The sequence below is a fragment of the Neptunicoccus sediminis genome (assembly GCF_001719615.1).
In the GTDB taxonomy this organism is placed as follows: domain Bacteria; phylum Pseudomonadota; class Alphaproteobacteria; order Rhodobacterales; family Rhodobacteraceae; genus Amylibacter; species Amylibacter sediminis.
In genome coordinates this window covers 47,891-63,681 of record NZ_MDVX01000013.1, presented here as the reverse complement: position 1 = coordinate 63,681, position 15,791 = coordinate 47,891, and the positions used below count along the sequence as shown (strand labels likewise).

The following is a 15,791-nucleotide window of genomic DNA, read 5'->3' as shown; positions in this document are numbered from 1 at the left end:
TGTTCAGACGCCGAGGAATTGTTGTGTTACGTCTTCGTTGAGCGTTGCCATCGAACCGGTCCAGACGGTTCTGCCCCGTTCAAGGATGGTCGCGCGGTCGGCCACCTGTGACAGTTCCTTAAGGGATTTATCCACCACCAGAATCGACAGGCCTGTATCCCGTTTCAACGTGGCGATGGCGGTCCAGATTTCCTGTCTGACCAGCGGCGCGAGCCCTTCGGTGGCTTCATCAAGGATCAACAGGCGCGGGTTGGTCATCAGGGCGCGCCCGATCGCGAGCATCTGTTGCTCACCCCCGGACAGGGAGGCTGCAGACTGGTCGCGGCGTTCTTTAAGGCGCGGAAACAGGGTTGCCACGCGGGTCAGATCCCAATGGCCCGCGCGGGCCGCAGCGGTAAGGTTCTCCTCAACGCTGAGGTTTGGAAAACAGCGCCGGCCTTCAGGCACCAGACCCAGCCCGAGCCGCGCCGCTTTGAAGGCGGGCAGGCGGGTCAGGTCTGTTTTGTCAAAGGTGATTTGCCCCGCGCTGGCTGGCAGCAGGCGGCAGATGGTTTTGACGGTGGTGGATTTGCCCATGCCGTTGCGCCCCATGAGGGCAAGAACCTCGCCCTCTGCAATCTCTAGCGAGACATCGAACAGGGCTTGGGTGGCGCCGTAGGAGGCCGCAACATTCTGGATCGAAAGCAGGCTCATGCGTCTTCTCCCAGATAGGCGCGGCGGACTTCGGGATGGGCGCGGATTTCCGCGACACTGCCCGTGGCGATGATCTGGCCGTAGACCAGCACGCTGATCCGGTCAGCCAGCGCAAACACTGCATCCATGTCGTGTTCCACCATCAGGATCGGGGCCTGTTCACGCAGGCTGTCGAGAAACCCTGTCAGGGCTTTGGAGCCGCTTGCGCCCAGTCCGGCCATTGGCTCATCCATCACAAAGGCTTTGGGGTTGAGGGTCAGGGCCACTGCGACCTCTAGCTGGCGGCGCTGCCCGTGGGACAGCTCCGCGGTGCGGCTGCGGGCGTGATCCTGCAGGCCGACACGCTCCAGCGCCTGTTCTGCCACCTGTCGCAGGCCGGCATTGCCTAGGGCGGATTGGAACAGGCGAAAGGGGCGGCCCTGTGCGCCAAGCGCACCGAGCACGGCGTTCTGCAGAACCGTGTCTTCCATCGCAAGGGCCGAGACCTGAAACGTGCGTCCAAGCCCCCGCTGCGCCCGTTTTGCCGTGGGCAGGGCAGTGACATCCCGCCCGTTCAGATGGACCGAGCCGCTATCGGGTTTCAAACCGCCTGCAATCTGGGCGATCAGGGTGGATTTTCCCGCCCCGTTCGGCCCGATCAGCGCGTGGATTTCGCCCGCCCGCAGGTCAAGCGAGATGTCCTGACTGGCTTTGAGCGCGCCAAAGGCTTTGCAGATGTTGCGGGTTTCAAGGATCGGGGTCTGCGGGTCAGTCATGGGCTTTCTCCCGTCCGGCAAGGGTTCCGATCACGCCGCCTTTTGCAAACAGTACCACCAGCAACAGCAACAGGCCGAGGTAGATATGCCAGAACTCGCTCAGCCCGCCGAGGATATGTTCAAGGATGATAAACAGCGCCGCACCCGCGACAGGGCCGAACAGACGCGCCGTGCCGCCAAGGATGATGAACACCATGATTTCGCCGCTGGTCTGCCAGCTGAACATGGTCGGGCTGACAAAGCGGTTAAGATCGGCAAACAGCGCGCCTGCCAGTCCGGTGATCATGCCCGAGATCACAAAGGCCACAAGGCGCAAGCGGTAGGGGGACAGGCCGATGGTTTCCACCCGTTGCGGGGATTGCCGCGCCGCATTCAGGGCCAGTCCGAAGGGAGATTTCGCAAGTCGTGCCGAGAAAAGCAGGGCGGCCAGCAGCAAAACAAAGGTTATGGCGAAGAACTGGATCGGGTCGAGCGTGTTCAACCCCGGAAAGCTGTTTCGCACGTAGATGGACAGACCGTCCTCGCCCCCGTAGGCGGCCCAGCTTATGGCGAAGTAATAGAACATCTGCCCGAAGGCGAGGGTGATCATGATGAAATAAACACCGGAGGTGCGCAGGCTAAGCGCACCGATCAGCAGCGCCGCCAAACCGGAGGCGAGCAGCGCCACAAGCCAGATCACCGGCATGGATTTCGTGCCTTCGATCAGGACCGGCCAGTCTGTGATGGCGGTATAGCTCTGGGCGTGGCTGGCAAGGATACCCATCGCATAGCCGCCGATCCCGAAGAAGGCGGCATGACCAAGGCTGACCAACCCGCCAAGGCCAAGGGCAATGTTCAGGCCCACGCCCGCCAGCGCAAGGATTGCGACCTTGGTGGCCAGCGTGATGATAAACGGTTCGTCCATCGCATAAGCCCAAAGCGGCACCAGTAGCAGTGCCAGCGCCAGCGCGGAATTTATCAGGGTCTCACGGGTCATGCGCGGGCTCCGTACAGGCCGGAGGGTTTCACCACCAGAACGATGGCCATCAGGATGTAAATCGACATAGAGGCCAGCGCCGATCCGGTGGAAGTGGCAGAGGCATTGTCCATGAACAGGCCGAAGAACAGGGGCAGCAGCAGCCCGCCCAGCGTGTCCGTCAGCCCCACAAGGATCGCCCCGACCAATGCGCCTTTGATCGACCCGATACCGCCGATCACGATGACGACGAAAGCAAGGATCAGAACGGGTTCGCCCATGCCCACCTGCACCGACTGGATCGCGCCGACCAGTGCCCCGGCCAGCCCGGCAAGGGCGGCGCCAAGGGCGAAGACGATGGTGTAGAGTTTGGAAATATCGACGCCAAGGGCGGCAATCATCTCGCGGTCGCTTTCACCGGCGCGGATCTGGATGCCAAGCCGTGTGCGTGAAATCAGCAGGAACAGGCCGAATGCCACGACCAGCCCGATGGCGATCAGGGTCAGACGGTAGAGCGAATACTGGATGCCACCGGGCAGGGTGACAGGGCCGGAAAGGGCCTCGGGGATGTTCAAAAACAGCGGGAAAGACCCGAACAGCCAGCGCGTGCTTTCCGAAAAGATCAGGATCAGCGCAAAAGTGGCGAGAACCTGATCCAGATGTTCGCGGGCGTAAAGCCTGCGGATCACAAGCACTTCTACCAGCGCACCGGCAGCAGCAGCGGCGGCCAGCGCAGCGATCAGGGCCAGCAGGAAAGATCCGGTGGCACCGGCAACGGCAGCGGCGGCAAATGCACCGATCATGAACAAAGAGCCGTGGGCGAGGTTGATCAACCCCATCACCCCGAACACAAGTGTCAGACCGGCAGCCATAAGGAACAGCATGATCCCGAACTGCAATCCGTTCAGAACCTGTTCAGCCAAGAGAAGGAGGGACATGAAAAACGCCTTGCGCGAAGGGGCGGGCGCAGCAATGGCCGCGCCCGCCGGATTTGCTTACATCTTACAGTCAGCGGCGTAGACGTCACCGTGATCTTCAAGGGCAACGCCAACGATCTTGTTGGTGTACACATCGCCTTCCTTGATGACTTCGCGCACATAGATGTCCTGAATCGGGTGGTTGTTGTTATTAAACTTGAAATCTCCCCGCGTGCTGGAGAAATCCGCCTCTTTCAGCGCGGCGCGGAAGGCGTCTGCATCCTTGACGCTGGCCTTGCCCATCGCGCTCAGCAGCAGGTTGGCGGTGTCGAACCCCTGACTGGCGTAGAGTGACGGCAGGCGGCCGTATTCGGCCTGAAAGCTCTCCACAAACGCCTTGTTTGTGGCGTTGTCGATGTCCTTGCTCCACTGGGAGGTATTGCGCACCCCAAGGGCCGCATCGCCCACCGCTTGCAGGATGCCCTGATCAAAGCTGAAGGCAGGGCCAACGACCGGCAGGTCGATACCGCTGTCGGCATATTGCTTCAGAAAGGAAATCCCCATGCCGCCCGGCAGGAAGAAAAACACGCTATCAGCACCGGAGGCGCGGATCTGTGCGATTTCAGAAGCGTAATCTGTCTGGCCGAGCTTGGTCAGCAGCTCACCCGACAGTTCGCCTTTGTACTGGCTTTTGAAACCGGTCAGCGCGTCAACACCAGCGGGATAGTTCGGGGCAAGGATGAAGGTGCTTTTGTACCCTTCAGCGGTTGCATGGGCGCCTGCGGCTTCGTGCAGGTTGTCGTTCTGCCATGCCACGTTGAAGTAATTTTCGTGACAGCCCTTACCAGCCAGCGCGGAAGGTCCGGCATTTGGCGACAGGTAGAACTTGCCCTGTGCGGTCGCGCTCGGGATCACGGCCATCGCGAGGTTGGACCAGATGATGCCGGTCAGAACGTCCACTTTTTCCGACTGGATCATCTTGTCAGCCAGTTGCACAGCAATGTCCGGTTTGCGTTGGTCGTCCTCGATCACCACTTCGATGTCGGTGTTGCCGGATTGTTTTACCGCCAGCATAAAACCGTCGCGTGCATCAATGCCAAGCCCTGCACCGCCGCCCGAAAGCGTGGTGATCATGCCGACTTTTACAGGTTCGGCCAGTCCTGCCGTGCCAAGTGCCGCCAGCGCGGAGGCAAGTGCCAGTGTCTTGATTTTCATTATAGTTCTCCCTTGTTGTCTGTTTTATTTGCAGATTGTCGATGGGTTATGAATCCACATCCTGCTTCAAAAGGAAACGCTGAATTTTCCCTGTCTGGGTTTTTGGCAAACCTTCTGTGAAAATGATCCGTCTGGGATATTTGTACGGCGCGATCTGTGCTTTGACGAAATCCTGCAACAGTTTGGCGGTGGCGGCGTCCGGTGTGCCGGATTGCAGAACCACATGGGCCTCTACGATGCACCCGCGGTCCTCGTCCGGTGCGCCGATCACGGCGCATTCCGCAACCAGTTCATGGGCAAGAAGTGCGGCCTCCACCTCGGGGCCGGCAATGTTATAGCCCGAAGATACGATCATATCATCGTTGCGGGCGGCAAAATGCAATGCGCCGTTTTCATCCATAGAGAAAGCGTCACCCGTGATGTTCCAGCCGTCCTGTACATATTTGGCCTGCCGGTCATCCGCAAGATAGCGACAGCCCGTCGGGCCGCGCACGGCCAACCGGCCCACGGTGCCGCGCGGCACTTCGGCACCGGTTTCGTCGATGATCTTGGCCTCATAGCCGGTGACAGGCTTGCCGGTGCAGGCGGGGGCGTGATCGTCAAAGCGGTTGGTGACAAAGATATGCAGCATCTCTGTTGCGCCGATTCCGTCAAGCATGGGTTTGCCGGTTTTCTCGATCCACGCCTGATAGACCGGCGCGGGCAGGGTTTCCCCTGCGGATACGGCGGCGCGCAGGCTCGTCAGGTCAGCACCTTCCTCCATCGCGGCCAGCATGGCGCGGTATGCTGTCGGCGCGGTGAAACAGACGGTGGCGCGGTATTTCTCGATAATCTCGATCATATTGGGCGGTGAGGCTGTTTCCAGCAGGGTTGCGGCCGCCCCGAACCGCAAGGGAAAGATCGCCAGACCGCCCAGCCCGAAGGTAAAGGCCAGCGGTGGCGAGCCGATGAACACATCCTCGGGCGTGACGTTCAGGACTTCCTTTGCGTAGCCGTCCGCGATGATCAGCAGGTCGCGGTGGAAATGCATCGTCGCCTTAGGAGCGCCCGTTGTGCCCGATGTAAACCCGAGCAGCGCCACATCGTCTCGTCCGGTTTTCACCGCTTCAAACTGCACGGATTTTTCCAGGGCGAGCCGGTCCAGTTCTGCATCGTGGTTGGATGTTCCATCAAAGCCGATCACATGGGTCAGCGTGGCGTTGCCCTTGGCGCAGGCCACCATTTCATCCATCAACCGCGTGTCACACAGCGCATGGGTGATCTCTGCCTTATCCACGATTTTGGCCAGTTCCGCGCTGCGCAGCATCGGCATGGTGTTGACCACCACCGCCCCCGCCTTGGTCGCTGCCAGCCAGCAGGCCACCATCGCGGGGTTGTTGGCAGAGCGGATCAGCACGCGGTTGCCCGGTTCCACGCCGAAATCTTCCACCAGCACATGGGCCAGACGGTTGGTCCAGTCGGCCAGTTCCTTGTAGGTGCGCCGCCGCCCGTTTCCAATCAGCGCGGTGTGGTCGCCAAAGCCTTTGGCCACCATCGCATCGGTCAACTCTACGGCGGCATTCAGATACTCGGGATAATCAAACCCATCCAGCAGGAAGTCGGGCCAAGTGTTCTTCGGGGGCAGATTATCCCGTGTGAAACTGTCGGTATGTGCGCTTGGCCCTAGCATGTTTCCTGTCTCTCCTATGCGCCCAGAGTCTGGCGGGCGATGATGACTTTTTGAACATCAGAGGCGCCCTCGTAGATTCGCAGCGCCCGTATTTCGCGATAGAGTTTTTCGACCGTTTCACCGGAGCGCACCCCGTCCCCCCCGTGCAATTGCACCGCGGCGTCGATGACTTTTTGCGCCTGATCGGTGGAGAACAGCTTGGCCATCGCCGCCTCGCGGGTGATACGCGGGGCGCCGCTGTCCTTGGTCCATGCGGCGCGGTAGATCAGCAGGGCGCTGGCATCCACGTTAACAGCCATATCCGAAATATGCCCCTGCACCAGTTGCAGATCGAACAGGGGCGCGCCCTGAACGTGTCGGCTGGTGACGCGGGCAAGGGATTCATCCAACGCACGGCGGGCAAAGCCGAGCGCTGCCGCCGCCACGGTGGAGCGGAACACATCCAGCACCGACATGGCAATCTTGAAGCCTTCGCCGCTGTTGCCGACCATCGCTGATTTGGGAATCCGGCAATCGGTAAACCGCAGTGTGGCCAGTGGATGAGGCGCGATGGTTTCCAGCCGCTCTGCCACCTCAAAACCGGGGGTATCGGCGGGGACGATAAAGGCCGACAGACCTTTTGCGCCCGGTGCATCGCCAGTGCGGGCAAAGACGGTGTAAACATCGGCAATCCCGCCGTTAGAAATCCACGTCTTTTCGCCATTGAGGATATAATCGTCGCCGTCCGGCGTTGCTGTCATGCTGGAACTGGCCACATCGGAACCGGATTGCGGTTCGGTCAAAGCAAAGGCCGAGATGGCTTCGCCCTTGCGGGTTTTGGTCAGCCATTGGGATTTCTGCGCGTCTGATCCAAACAGGGAAATCGCCCCAGTGCCGAGACCCTGCATTGCAAAGGCAAAATCCGCTAGCCCGTCATGGCGTGCAAGCGTCTCGCGGATCAGGCAGAGCGTGCGCACATCCAGTGGCGCATCCCCCTGCGGGTCCACAGCCGAATGGGTGAGCCAGCCGCCTTTGCCCAAAGCCGCCACAATGGACCGACAGGCGTTGTCGGTGTCCGAATGGTCGATCGCGGCCAGATGCTCTGTCGCCCAAGCGTCCAGATTCTCTGCCAACTTGCAGTGGCGGTCCTCAAAGAACGGCCAGTTCAGGAAGGTTCTGTCTGACATCAGTTGCCCTCAAACACGGGTTTTTCCTTGGCGACAAAGGCGTTGAAGGCGCGTTCAAAATCGGCCGTCTGCATGCAAATGGCTTGTGCCTGTGCTTCGGCCTCGATCGCTTGTTCGATGGACATGGACCATTCCTGCGCCAGCATGGTTTTGGTCATCATATTCCCGAAATTCGGCCCCGCCGCGATGCGGGCCGCCATGTTCTGCGCGGCTGTATCCAGCTCGTCCGCAGCCACGACGGAATTGTAAAACCCCCAGTTCGCGCCTTCTTCCGCATTCATCGAACGTCCCGTGTAAAGCAATTCTGCAGCGCGGCCTTGACCGATGATGCGGGGCAGGATCGCGCAGGCGCCCATATCGCAGCCCGCCAGCCCGACACGGGTGAACAGAAAGGCGCATTTCGCCTCCGGTGTGGCGATCCGCAGATCAGAAGCCATGGCAATGATCGCACCGGCCCCGACACACACCCCGTCAATTGCCGCAATCACCGGCTTGCCGCAGTTCACAATCGCCTTGACCAGATCGCCGGTCATGCGGGTAAAGGCCAGCAGTTCTTTCATGCTCATCTTTGTCAGCGGGCCGATGATGTCATGCACATCGCCACCCGAAGAAAAATTCCCGCCGTTGGAGGCAAAAACAACCGCGTTCACGTCATCCGCATAGACCAGATCACGGAACCAGTCCCGCAGTTCGGCATAGCTGTCAAAGGTCAGCGGGTTTTTGCGTTCGGGCCGGTCCAGCGCGATTGTGGCGATGCCGTCCTCGATCTTGCACAGAAAATGTTTCACGTCGGTGCGCATGGTCATTGTTTCTTCTCCCGAAGGCTTGTTTCAAGTTGTTCCAGCCGGACCGCGATATTGGCGGCGTCTTTTTCGCCAAATTCGCCTAGCATCTCGTTTATCCAGCTTTCATGTGCGGCGGCTTGTGCTGCAAATTCCTTTTCGCCCAGTTCCGTCAGGCGGACCCGCCACGCACGGCGGTCGTTTGGTACGGCAACCCGCACCAGAAATCCGTCCTCGACCAGCCGGTCAACAATGCCGGTGACATTGCCGTTTGAGACGCGCAACACCTCGGAAAGCTGGCTCATCTTCAGCCCGTCGGAATAGCGTGACAGGGCGGCCATCACATCAAAGCGGGGCAGGGTAGAGGCGAACTCCCGCCGCAGGTTCTCCCTGATCTGGGTCTCAATCGCGCGGCTGGCTTTCAGAAACCGCAGCCACAGGCGCAGCCGCGCTTTGGAGGCGGAATCTTCCGGCAGAATAGCAGCGTGCTCGCTCATATCTCGCCCCCTGACAGGCTGAGCGCATGGCCGTTTACCGAACGCGCCCCCTTTGAACACAGCCAGAGCGCCGTGCTCGCCACCTCATCCGTCTGGATAAAGCGGCGCTGCGGATTGCTTTTCTGCAAGGACTTTACCGCCTGTTCGCGGGGCATTCCGGTTTTTTCCATGATGTTGTCAATGGAACGCTCCAGAAGCGGCGTTTCCACGAAACCGGGGCAGATTGCATTGACGGTGATCCCCGTATCCGCAAGCTCCAGCGAAAGGGCACGGGTCAGCCCGACCACGGCGTGTTTTGCCGCGCAATAGCCTGCCACATAGGGATAGCCCTTCAGCCCCGCAGTGGAGGCAATGGCGATCATCCGCCCTTCGCCTGCGGCTTTCATATCGGTCAGAACCGCCTGCCACAGATGGAACACGCCAGCCAGATTAACATCTGTCATCGCGTGCAAATCGGCGCCGGTCATTTTTGCGAAAGGCTTGCTAAGGGCGGCCCCCGCATTGGCAATGGCAACAGTGACAGGCCCGTGTTGCGCGCGGGCAGCGTCAATGGCCTGTGCCACCGAAGCAGGGTCTGTCACATCGCAAATCTGATAGGGCAGGCCTTGTGCCTGCAACGGGGCTTCGCTGCGCCCGAGGATGGTGACTTTTGCGCCGTCGCGGGCAAAGGTCTGGGCGATTTCTGCGCCAACCCCCGTGCCTCCGCCGGATATGACCACATGGTGCGGCGTCATACTTTGCCCACCATTTCCGCCTGCCGGTCCGCCAGACGCCAGTGCTGGTCCCGCCCCGCGTCATAGGGCTGGGGCCAGTTTTCCTGCCGGTCGCCAATCTCTGTTGCGGCATGAAGCGTCCAGTAGGGATCGGCCAGATGGGGCCGCGCCAGACACACCAGATCGGCCCGACCCGCCATCAGGATGGAATTGACGTGATCCGGCTCGTAAATATTGCCGACAGCCATCGTTTTGATGCCCGCTTCATTGCGGATGCGATCGGAAAACGGGGTTTGGAACATACGGCCGTAGACGGGCTGTGCCTCTGTCGAGGTTTGCCCCGCAGAGACGTCGATAATATCGGCACCCGCGCTTTCGAACATCCGGGCGATCTCGACCGCTTCATCGGGGGTAACGCCATCATCGCCGGCCCAGTCATTTGCCGAAATCCGCACCGACATGGGCTTTTGCGCCGGCCAGACCGCCCGCATCGCGGTGAAAACCTCCAGCGGGTAGCGCATCCGGTTTTCCAGCGAACCGCCATATTCATCTGTGCGGGTGTTGGACAGGGGCGAGATAAAGGAAGAGATCAGATACCCGTGGGCGGCGTGAAGTTCGATCATGTCAAACCCTGCAGCCTGTGCCATTTCCGCCGCTGCAACAAACTGGTCCCGCACCATATCCATATCCGCACGGGTCATGGCCTGCGGCGTCGCATTCCTGTCTGACCACGGAATTGCCGAAGCGGACAGGATCGGCCAGTTGTCGGCTTCAAGCGGTTGATCCATACCTTCCCAGCCCACACGAGTTGATCCCTTGCGCCCCGAATGGCCGATCTGGCAGCAGGTTTTTGCATCGGTTTCGCCGTGGATGAAGTCATTCAACCGCTGCCAAGCGGCCTGATGTTCGGGTGCGTAAAGCCCCGGACAGCCCGGCGTAATCCGACCCTCAGCCGACACGCAGGTCATTTCGGTATAGACCAGTCCGGCACCGCCCTTGGCCCGTTCCCCGTAATGGATCAGGTGCCAGTCGGTCGGGCAGCCGTCCACGGCCTTATACTGCGCCATCGGGGAGACAACGATGCGGTTTTTCAACTGCATATCGCGCAGTTGGAAGGGCGCAAACATCGGTGCGCGGGGTGGGTTGGTTTCTGCACCTCCGGCCTGTTTCTGAAACCACGCCTCGGCAGAGGCCAGCCACGCAGCATCCCGTTCCCGCAGGTTTTCATGGCTGATCCGCTGGGAACGGGTCAGCAGGGAATAGTTCAACTGCACAGGGTCGAGATGCAGGTAGCGTTCCACATCTTCAAACCACTCGACCGAGTTTCGGGCGGCGGATTGCAGGCGCAGCACTTCCAGACGGCGCTGGTCCTGATATTTGGCAAATGCCGCGTTAAGATCAGCCTCTCCGGTGATGTATTCCGCCAGTTCTATCGCGCTTTCCAGTGCCAGTTTGGTGCCGGACCCGATGGAAAAATGCGCCGTGGCCGAGGCATCGCCCAGCAGCACGACATTCTCATGGCTCCAGTTTTCGCAAAGCACGCGGGGGAAGCGTATCCACGCGGACCCGCGAATGTGATTGGCGTTGGTCATCAGGGCGTGACCCCCCAGATGGTCCTTAAATATATCCTCACAGATTTTGATGCTTTCGGCTTGGCTCAGATCGGCAAACCCATAGGCGTCAAACGTGTCTTGGGAACATTCAACGATAAAAGTCGCGGTGTCATCGTTGAACTGATAGGCATGGGCCCAGATCCAGCCCTTATCGGTGTTCTCAAAAATAAAGGTAAAAGCGTCGTCGAATTTCTGATGGGTGCCAAGCCAGACAAACTGGCAGCTGCGCAGGTCTATATCAGGCTGGAATGTGTCGGCAAATTCCATGCGTGTCTTGGAATTCAGCCCGTCAGCAGCCACCACCACATCATATTCGGACTGGTAGGCGGCGGCGGATTTCACCTCGGTTTCAAATCGCAGGTCAACGCCAAGCGCGCGGGCCCGTTCCTGTAGGATCAACAACAGCCGCTGCCGTCCGATGCCGCAAAACCCGTGACCTGTGGACAGCATCTTCTGCCCCTGATGGTGGACGGCAATATCGTCCCAATAGGCAAAATGCTTGCGGATTTCAGCGGCGGATTGAGGATCGTTGCGATGCAGATTGTCGAGCGTTTCATCCGACAGAACCACCCCCCAGCCAAAGGTGTCGTCCGGCTTGTTGCGCTCCAGTAGAACCACCTCTGCGTCCGGCTGGCGCAGTTTCATGGAGATCGCAAAATAGAGACCGGCCGGTCCGCCACCCAAAACAGCTATACGCATCAATCATCCTCTCTGAGGGCCAGCACCAAGGGGCTGAATAAAGAAAGGCTAGGGTGAGTCGCGATTTCGTTCAAGTAAAAATATTTTAAGTTTGAAGTAAATGGGTGAGGGGAGGTCGGATATCGCTTGCGCACGATACATAAGTGTATAGCGTGGGTTAAAATTGAGATAGGTGATACTTTGTGGATAAAAAGTAGAACAGTCTGGATTCCGATTGTCGCAATAGTTTTCGTAGCTGCATCCTGGTGTCTAAATTTTTATTTGTTGTTTGAGGACGATCAAAGAGGAACATTCGGCGACATGTTCGGGGCAGTGAATTCTGTGTTTTCAGGACTGGCTTTCGCAGGAGTGGTCTACGCCATTGTGTTGCAACGCGAAGAGGTCGCAATGGCAAAGCAAGAGATCGACGAAACAAGGAAGATCTTAGAAGCGCAGAATGATCTCACGAAATCACAACAAGTTTGTCAGACGAAACAGATCTTCGAAAATACATTTTTCCAAACACTCCAACTGTTCGTGCGATTAACTTCCGAAATGGCGTTAAGCGATGAGCCAGCCAACGATAGACTTGGGAAAGGAGTCTTTAAGCGTTACCTTCAAGAAATTATTAGCGACAATAGACCGGACGAAAGTACGATCGCCCGGTACGAGAGGTTTTACGAAAGTCGTGCGCACGAACTGGGGCATTATTTTCGTGTGTTGTACAACTTGGTTAAATTGGTTCATCGCAGTGAAATTGAAGAAAAACGATTTTATACTAATTTAATCCGTGCCAATCTCTCGGATGACGAAGTGTTAATTCTCTTTCTCAACGGTCTTTCGGTTCGGGGGCATGAAAATTTTAAGCCATTGATGGAAGAATATGCGCTACTCAAGAACATAGATAAGACCCACCTTCTTTATTCATCTTCGGAAAATACTTACGCCCCATCCGCGTTCGAATAGCTTCAAACGCGAGGCAGGTATCTGGCAGCGGCGGTTTTGGGAACATCACATCCGCGACGAGCGGGATTATAACAACCACTTGCGGTATTGTTGGAACAATCCGGTAAAGCACGGATTTGTCGCTCACCCGAAGGACTGGCCCTATTCGTCATACCACCGCGATAATGCGTAGGTCGGGCTTCAGCCCGACCCATTTTCGTTTTGTTACCGTGTGAATTTCTTGTATTTCACCCGTGTCGGTTCCAGCGCATTTGGCCCAAGACGGCGGATTTTGTCTTCTTCGTAATCCGCAAAGTTGCCTTCAAACCATTCCACATGGGCTTCGCCCTCAAACGCCAGAATATGCGTACAGATCCGGTCAAGGAAGAAACGGTCGTGGGAAATCACCACCGCGCAGCCTGCGAAGTCTACCAGCGCGTCTTCAAGGGCGCGCAGGGTTTCCACGTCCAGATCGTTGGTCGGTTCGTCAAGCAGCAGCACGTTGCCGCCTTCGCGCAGCAGTTTGGCCAGATGCACACGGTTGCGTTCACCGCCCGACAGCAGGTTCATCGTCTTTTGTTGGTCGCCACCCTTGAAGTTGAAGGCCGAGCAATAGGCCCGCGCGTTCATTTCCGCATCGCCCAGTTTGATAATGTCCTGAGAGTCGGAGATTTCCTCCCAGACGGTTTTCTTGTCATCAAGGTTGTCGCGGGACTGGTCCACATAGGACAGTTTCACCGTGTCACCATAGGTAACAGTGCCGCTGTCGGGCTGTTCCTGACCTGTCAGCATCTTGAACAGGGTGGATTTACCCGCACCGTTCGGGCCAATCACACCGACAATCCCGCCCGGTGGCAGAGAGAAGGACAGGTCTTCCACCAGCAGCTTGTCGCCGTAAGCTTTGGAGAGGTTTTCAACCTCGATCACCTTGCCGCCGAGACGGGGGCCGTTCGGGATAACGATTTGGGCGCGGGTGATTTTCTCGCGCTCTGACTGGTTTGCCAGATCGTTATAGGCGTTGATCCGCGCCTTTTGTTTCGCCTGACGGGCCTTGGCCCCCTGACGGATCCATTCCAGTTCCCGCTCCAGCGTTTTCTGGCGGGTTTTATCCTCTTTGGCCTCATGGGCAAGCCGCTTGGCTTTTTGTTCCAGCCAGCTGGAATAATTGCCCTCATAGGGGATGCCACGGCCACGGTCGAGTTCCAGAATCCAGCCTGTGATATCATCAAGGAAATACCGGTCGTGGGTCACGATCAGAATGGTGCCTTTATAGTCGATCAGGTGCTTTTGCAGCCAGGCGATGGTTTCCGCATCAAGGTGGTTGGTCGGCTCGTCGAGCAGCAGCATGTCAGGCGCTTCGATGAGCAGCTTACACAGCGCAACACGGCGCTTTTCACCGCCCGAAAGATTCGCAACATCCGCGTCATCCGGCGGACAGCGCAGGGCTTCCATCGCGATGTCGATGCTGGCGTCGAGATTCCATAGGTCCTGTGCGTCGATGATGTCCTGCAACTCGCCCATACGCTCGGCGGTTTCGTCGGAATAGTTCATCGCCAGTTCGTTGTATTCGTCCAGGATCGCCTTCTTCTCGGCCACCGCCAGCATGACGTTTTCGCGCACGTTCAGGCTCTCGTCCAGCTTAGGTTCCTGTGGCAGATAGCCGACTTTGGCACCTTCGGCGGACCATGCCTCGCCGGTGAAATCCTTGTCCAGACCGGCCATGATTTTCATCAGCGTGGATTTACCCGCGCCGTTGACGCCGACGACGCCGATTTTGACGCCGGGGAGGAAGGACAGGCGGATGTTCTCAAAGCACTTCTTGCCGCCCGGATAGGTCTTGGACACACCGTCCATGTGGTAAACATATTGGTAGGAAGCCATCTGGTTGCCCTTATTTCTGGTATCTGACGTTTGGGTGTTCTTACCGAAGCGGGACTAAAGGAGCAATGGGCGGGGGCGGGCATTCTGTAGCAGGATGGCGGCTTTGTGCAGGTGGCGTGCTGTTTCGCTGGAATAGCGCCGCTTTATCCCGTAACCAGACGGGCAATGAATGTATCATGCTATCATATCCCGCGCTTTGTGGCGGTTCTGACAGGGATCTGCCTGCTGTCCGTCGCGGCGCAGGCAGAGCAGCCGCGCCGCGTGGAAACAGCGATTTGGGACAGGGTCCACACCAAGGCGATTTCGGGGGACAGGATTTTGTTCAAAGGGCGCGAACTGCTGCTGGAAAACCTGACTTGTCCGCAGATAGGCGAAAGCAAAGGGCGCGATGCCAAGGCGCTGATGAACACTTTCCTGCGCCGTGCCGGATATTTTGAATGCGACGTGGTAGAACTGCCCGATAACCGTTTGCGGGGCAGTTGCACCGTGGCAGAGCGGCGCGGGCTGAAAGGAAAGAACCTGTCCACCGGCATGGTGCTAAGCGGATTGTGCCACGCAGGGGACCGCACAAAGGGCCATAAGGCGTGACGAAACAGGCGCATTTCCCGCTGGCCACACAAGGCCAGCGTATCGGGCTGCTCGGGGGGTCGTTTGATCCGCCCCATCAGGGCCATTTGCATATCTCGCGTTGGGCGCTGAAATCATTCGGGCTGGATCGGGTCTGGTGGATGGTCAGTCCGGGCAACCCGCTAAAGGCCCGTGGACCCGCATCAATGGAGCGGCGTCTGGCGGCTTGTCGGGCGCTGGCGGATGATCCGCGCATGATCGTCACAGACATAGAGGCGCATCTGGGCACGCGCTATACCGCAGCCACCTTGCAGGCGCTGCTGCCCCGCTATCGCGGGGTGCGGTTTGTCTGGCTGATGGGGGCGGATAATCTGGCGGAATTCCACCGCTGGAAAGATTGGGACTGGATCATGGAGACCCTGCCCATCGGCGTTCTGGGACGTCCGGGGGAGCAACTGGCCGCTGGCTGTTCTTTGGCGGCGCGACGCTATCGCAACTATCGCCTGCCGGCCCGCCGCGCCGAAGCGCTGCCGTTCCGCGAGGCGCCCTGCTGGTCTTTGCTGACCGGCCCGATGGTGCGCCAGTCGAGCACGCAGATTCGGGCCCGTGGCGACTGGCCGACACCCGGTGCACCGGTGCCAGACGCTGGCAAAACACTGCCTGAAACCTAAGCCGCCACCTTGTCGGGGCGGGCCGGACGCCCTAAGCTCTGGTGTGAACAATCCCAGAGTAATGTGACCGCGAA

15 protein-coding genes are annotated in these 15,791 nt (G+C 58.7%); 3 read left to right on the top strand and 12 right to left on the bottom strand.

From position 1 onward, the window contains the following. Positions 1–3 precede the first annotated feature (3 nt). The 11 genes from BFV97_RS13720 to BFV97_RS13670 are packed head-to-tail and all read right to left on the bottom strand — an operon-like array spanning position 4 to position 11,674. On the bottom strand, positions 4–693 hold the full coding sequence (locus BFV97_RS13720) for an ABC transporter ATP-binding protein (protein ID WP_069300962.1): 690 nt from the start codon (positions 691–693) through the stop codon (positions 4–6). Then, positions 690–1,448 (bottom strand): ABC transporter ATP-binding protein, encoded by a 759-nt coding sequence (locus tag BFV97_RS13715; RefSeq protein ID WP_069300961.1) that lies wholly within the window; start codon positions 1,446–1,448, stop codon positions 690–692. The genes BFV97_RS13720 and BFV97_RS13715 overlap by 4 nt, the downstream gene beginning before the upstream one ends. Beyond that, positions 1,441–2,424: a branched-chain amino acid ABC transporter permease gene (locus tag BFV97_RS13710; RefSeq protein WP_069300960.1), complete on the bottom strand. Its 984-nt coding sequence runs from the start codon at positions 2,422–2,424 to the stop codon at positions 1,441–1,443. The genes BFV97_RS13715 and BFV97_RS13710 overlap by 8 nt, the downstream gene beginning before the upstream one ends. After that, positions 2,421–3,341 (bottom strand): branched-chain amino acid ABC transporter permease, encoded by a 921-nt coding sequence (locus tag BFV97_RS13705; protein WP_069300959.1) that lies wholly within the window; start codon positions 3,339–3,341, stop codon positions 2,421–2,423. The genes BFV97_RS13710 and BFV97_RS13705 overlap by 4 nt, the downstream gene beginning before the upstream one ends. Positions 3,342–3,398: 57 nt before the next feature. After that, entirely contained in the window at positions 3,399–4,535 is a 1,137-nt protein-coding gene (locus BFV97_RS13700) for an ABC transporter substrate-binding protein (protein ID WP_069300958.1), read from the bottom strand. Between the two features lie 46 nt (positions 4,536–4,581). Continuing rightward, on the bottom strand, positions 4,582–6,204 hold the full coding sequence (locus tag BFV97_RS13695) for an AMP-binding protein (protein WP_069300957.1): 1,623 nt from the start codon (positions 6,202–6,204) through the stop codon (positions 4,582–4,584). A gap of 14 nt (positions 6,205–6,218) precedes the next feature. Then, the gene (locus tag BFV97_RS13690; RefSeq protein ID WP_069300956.1) at positions 6,219–7,370 is read right to left on the bottom strand and encodes an acyl-CoA dehydrogenase family protein; all 1,152 of its coding nucleotides are present in this window, start codon (positions 7,368–7,370) and stop codon (positions 6,219–6,221) included. Beyond that, positions 7,370–8,170, bottom strand: coding sequence for an enoyl-CoA hydratase family protein (locus BFV97_RS13685; RefSeq protein ID WP_069300955.1), 801 nt, complete (start codon positions 8,168–8,170; stop codon positions 7,370–7,372). Before BFV97_RS13685 ends, BFV97_RS13690 begins: the two co-directional genes overlap by 1 nt. 2 nt (positions 8,171–8,172) lie before the next feature. Then, positions 8,173–8,649 carry a MarR family winged helix-turn-helix transcriptional regulator gene (locus tag BFV97_RS13680; protein ID WP_069300954.1) on the bottom strand — a complete coding sequence of 159 codons (477 nt, stop codon included), beginning with the start codon at positions 8,647–8,649 and terminating at the stop codon, positions 8,173–8,175. Then, complete coding sequence (locus tag BFV97_RS13675; RefSeq protein WP_069300953.1) at positions 8,646–9,383, bottom strand: SDR family NAD(P)-dependent oxidoreductase; 738 nt, start codon at positions 9,381–9,383, stop codon at positions 8,646–8,648. The genes BFV97_RS13680 and BFV97_RS13675 overlap by 4 nt, the downstream gene beginning before the upstream one ends. Beyond that, positions 9,380–11,674, bottom strand: coding sequence for a bifunctional salicylyl-CoA 5-hydroxylase/oxidoreductase (locus BFV97_RS13670; RefSeq protein ID WP_069300952.1), 2,295 nt, complete (start codon positions 11,672–11,674; stop codon positions 9,380–9,382). The genes BFV97_RS13675 and BFV97_RS13670 overlap by 4 nt, the downstream gene beginning before the upstream one ends. 300 nt (positions 11,675–11,974) lie before the next feature. Here BFV97_RS13670 and BFV97_RS13665 point away from each other — a divergent pair, with 300 nt between their 5' ends. Beyond that, positions 11,975–12,619 carry a putative phage abortive infection protein gene (locus BFV97_RS13665; RefSeq protein WP_069300951.1) on the top strand — a complete coding sequence of 215 codons (645 nt, stop codon included), beginning with the start codon at positions 11,975–11,977 and terminating at the stop codon, positions 12,617–12,619. A gap of 204 nt (positions 12,620–12,823) precedes the next feature. Here the strand turns inward: BFV97_RS13665 and ettA are convergent, their stop codons facing one another. Next, the gene (ettA, locus tag BFV97_RS13660) at positions 12,824–14,479 is read right to left on the bottom strand and encodes an energy-dependent translational throttle protein EttA (protein WP_069300950.1); all 1,656 of its coding nucleotides are present in this window, start codon (positions 14,477–14,479) and stop codon (positions 12,824–12,826) included. Positions 14,480–14,644: 165 nt separating this feature from the next. On the opposite strand from ettA, the gene BFV97_RS13655 reads away from it, so the two are divergent. Together BFV97_RS13655 and BFV97_RS13650 are read left to right on the top strand one after the other, a co-directional pair. Beyond that, complete coding sequence (locus BFV97_RS13655) at positions 14,645–15,067, top strand: hypothetical protein (protein WP_069300949.1); 423 nt, start codon at positions 14,645–14,647, stop codon at positions 15,065–15,067. After that, complete coding sequence (locus BFV97_RS13650) at positions 15,064–15,717, top strand: nicotinate-nucleotide adenylyltransferase (RefSeq protein WP_069300948.1); 654 nt, start codon at positions 15,064–15,066, stop codon at positions 15,715–15,717. Before BFV97_RS13655 ends, BFV97_RS13650 begins: the two co-directional genes overlap by 4 nt. Positions 15,718–15,791: the final 74 nt, after the last annotated feature.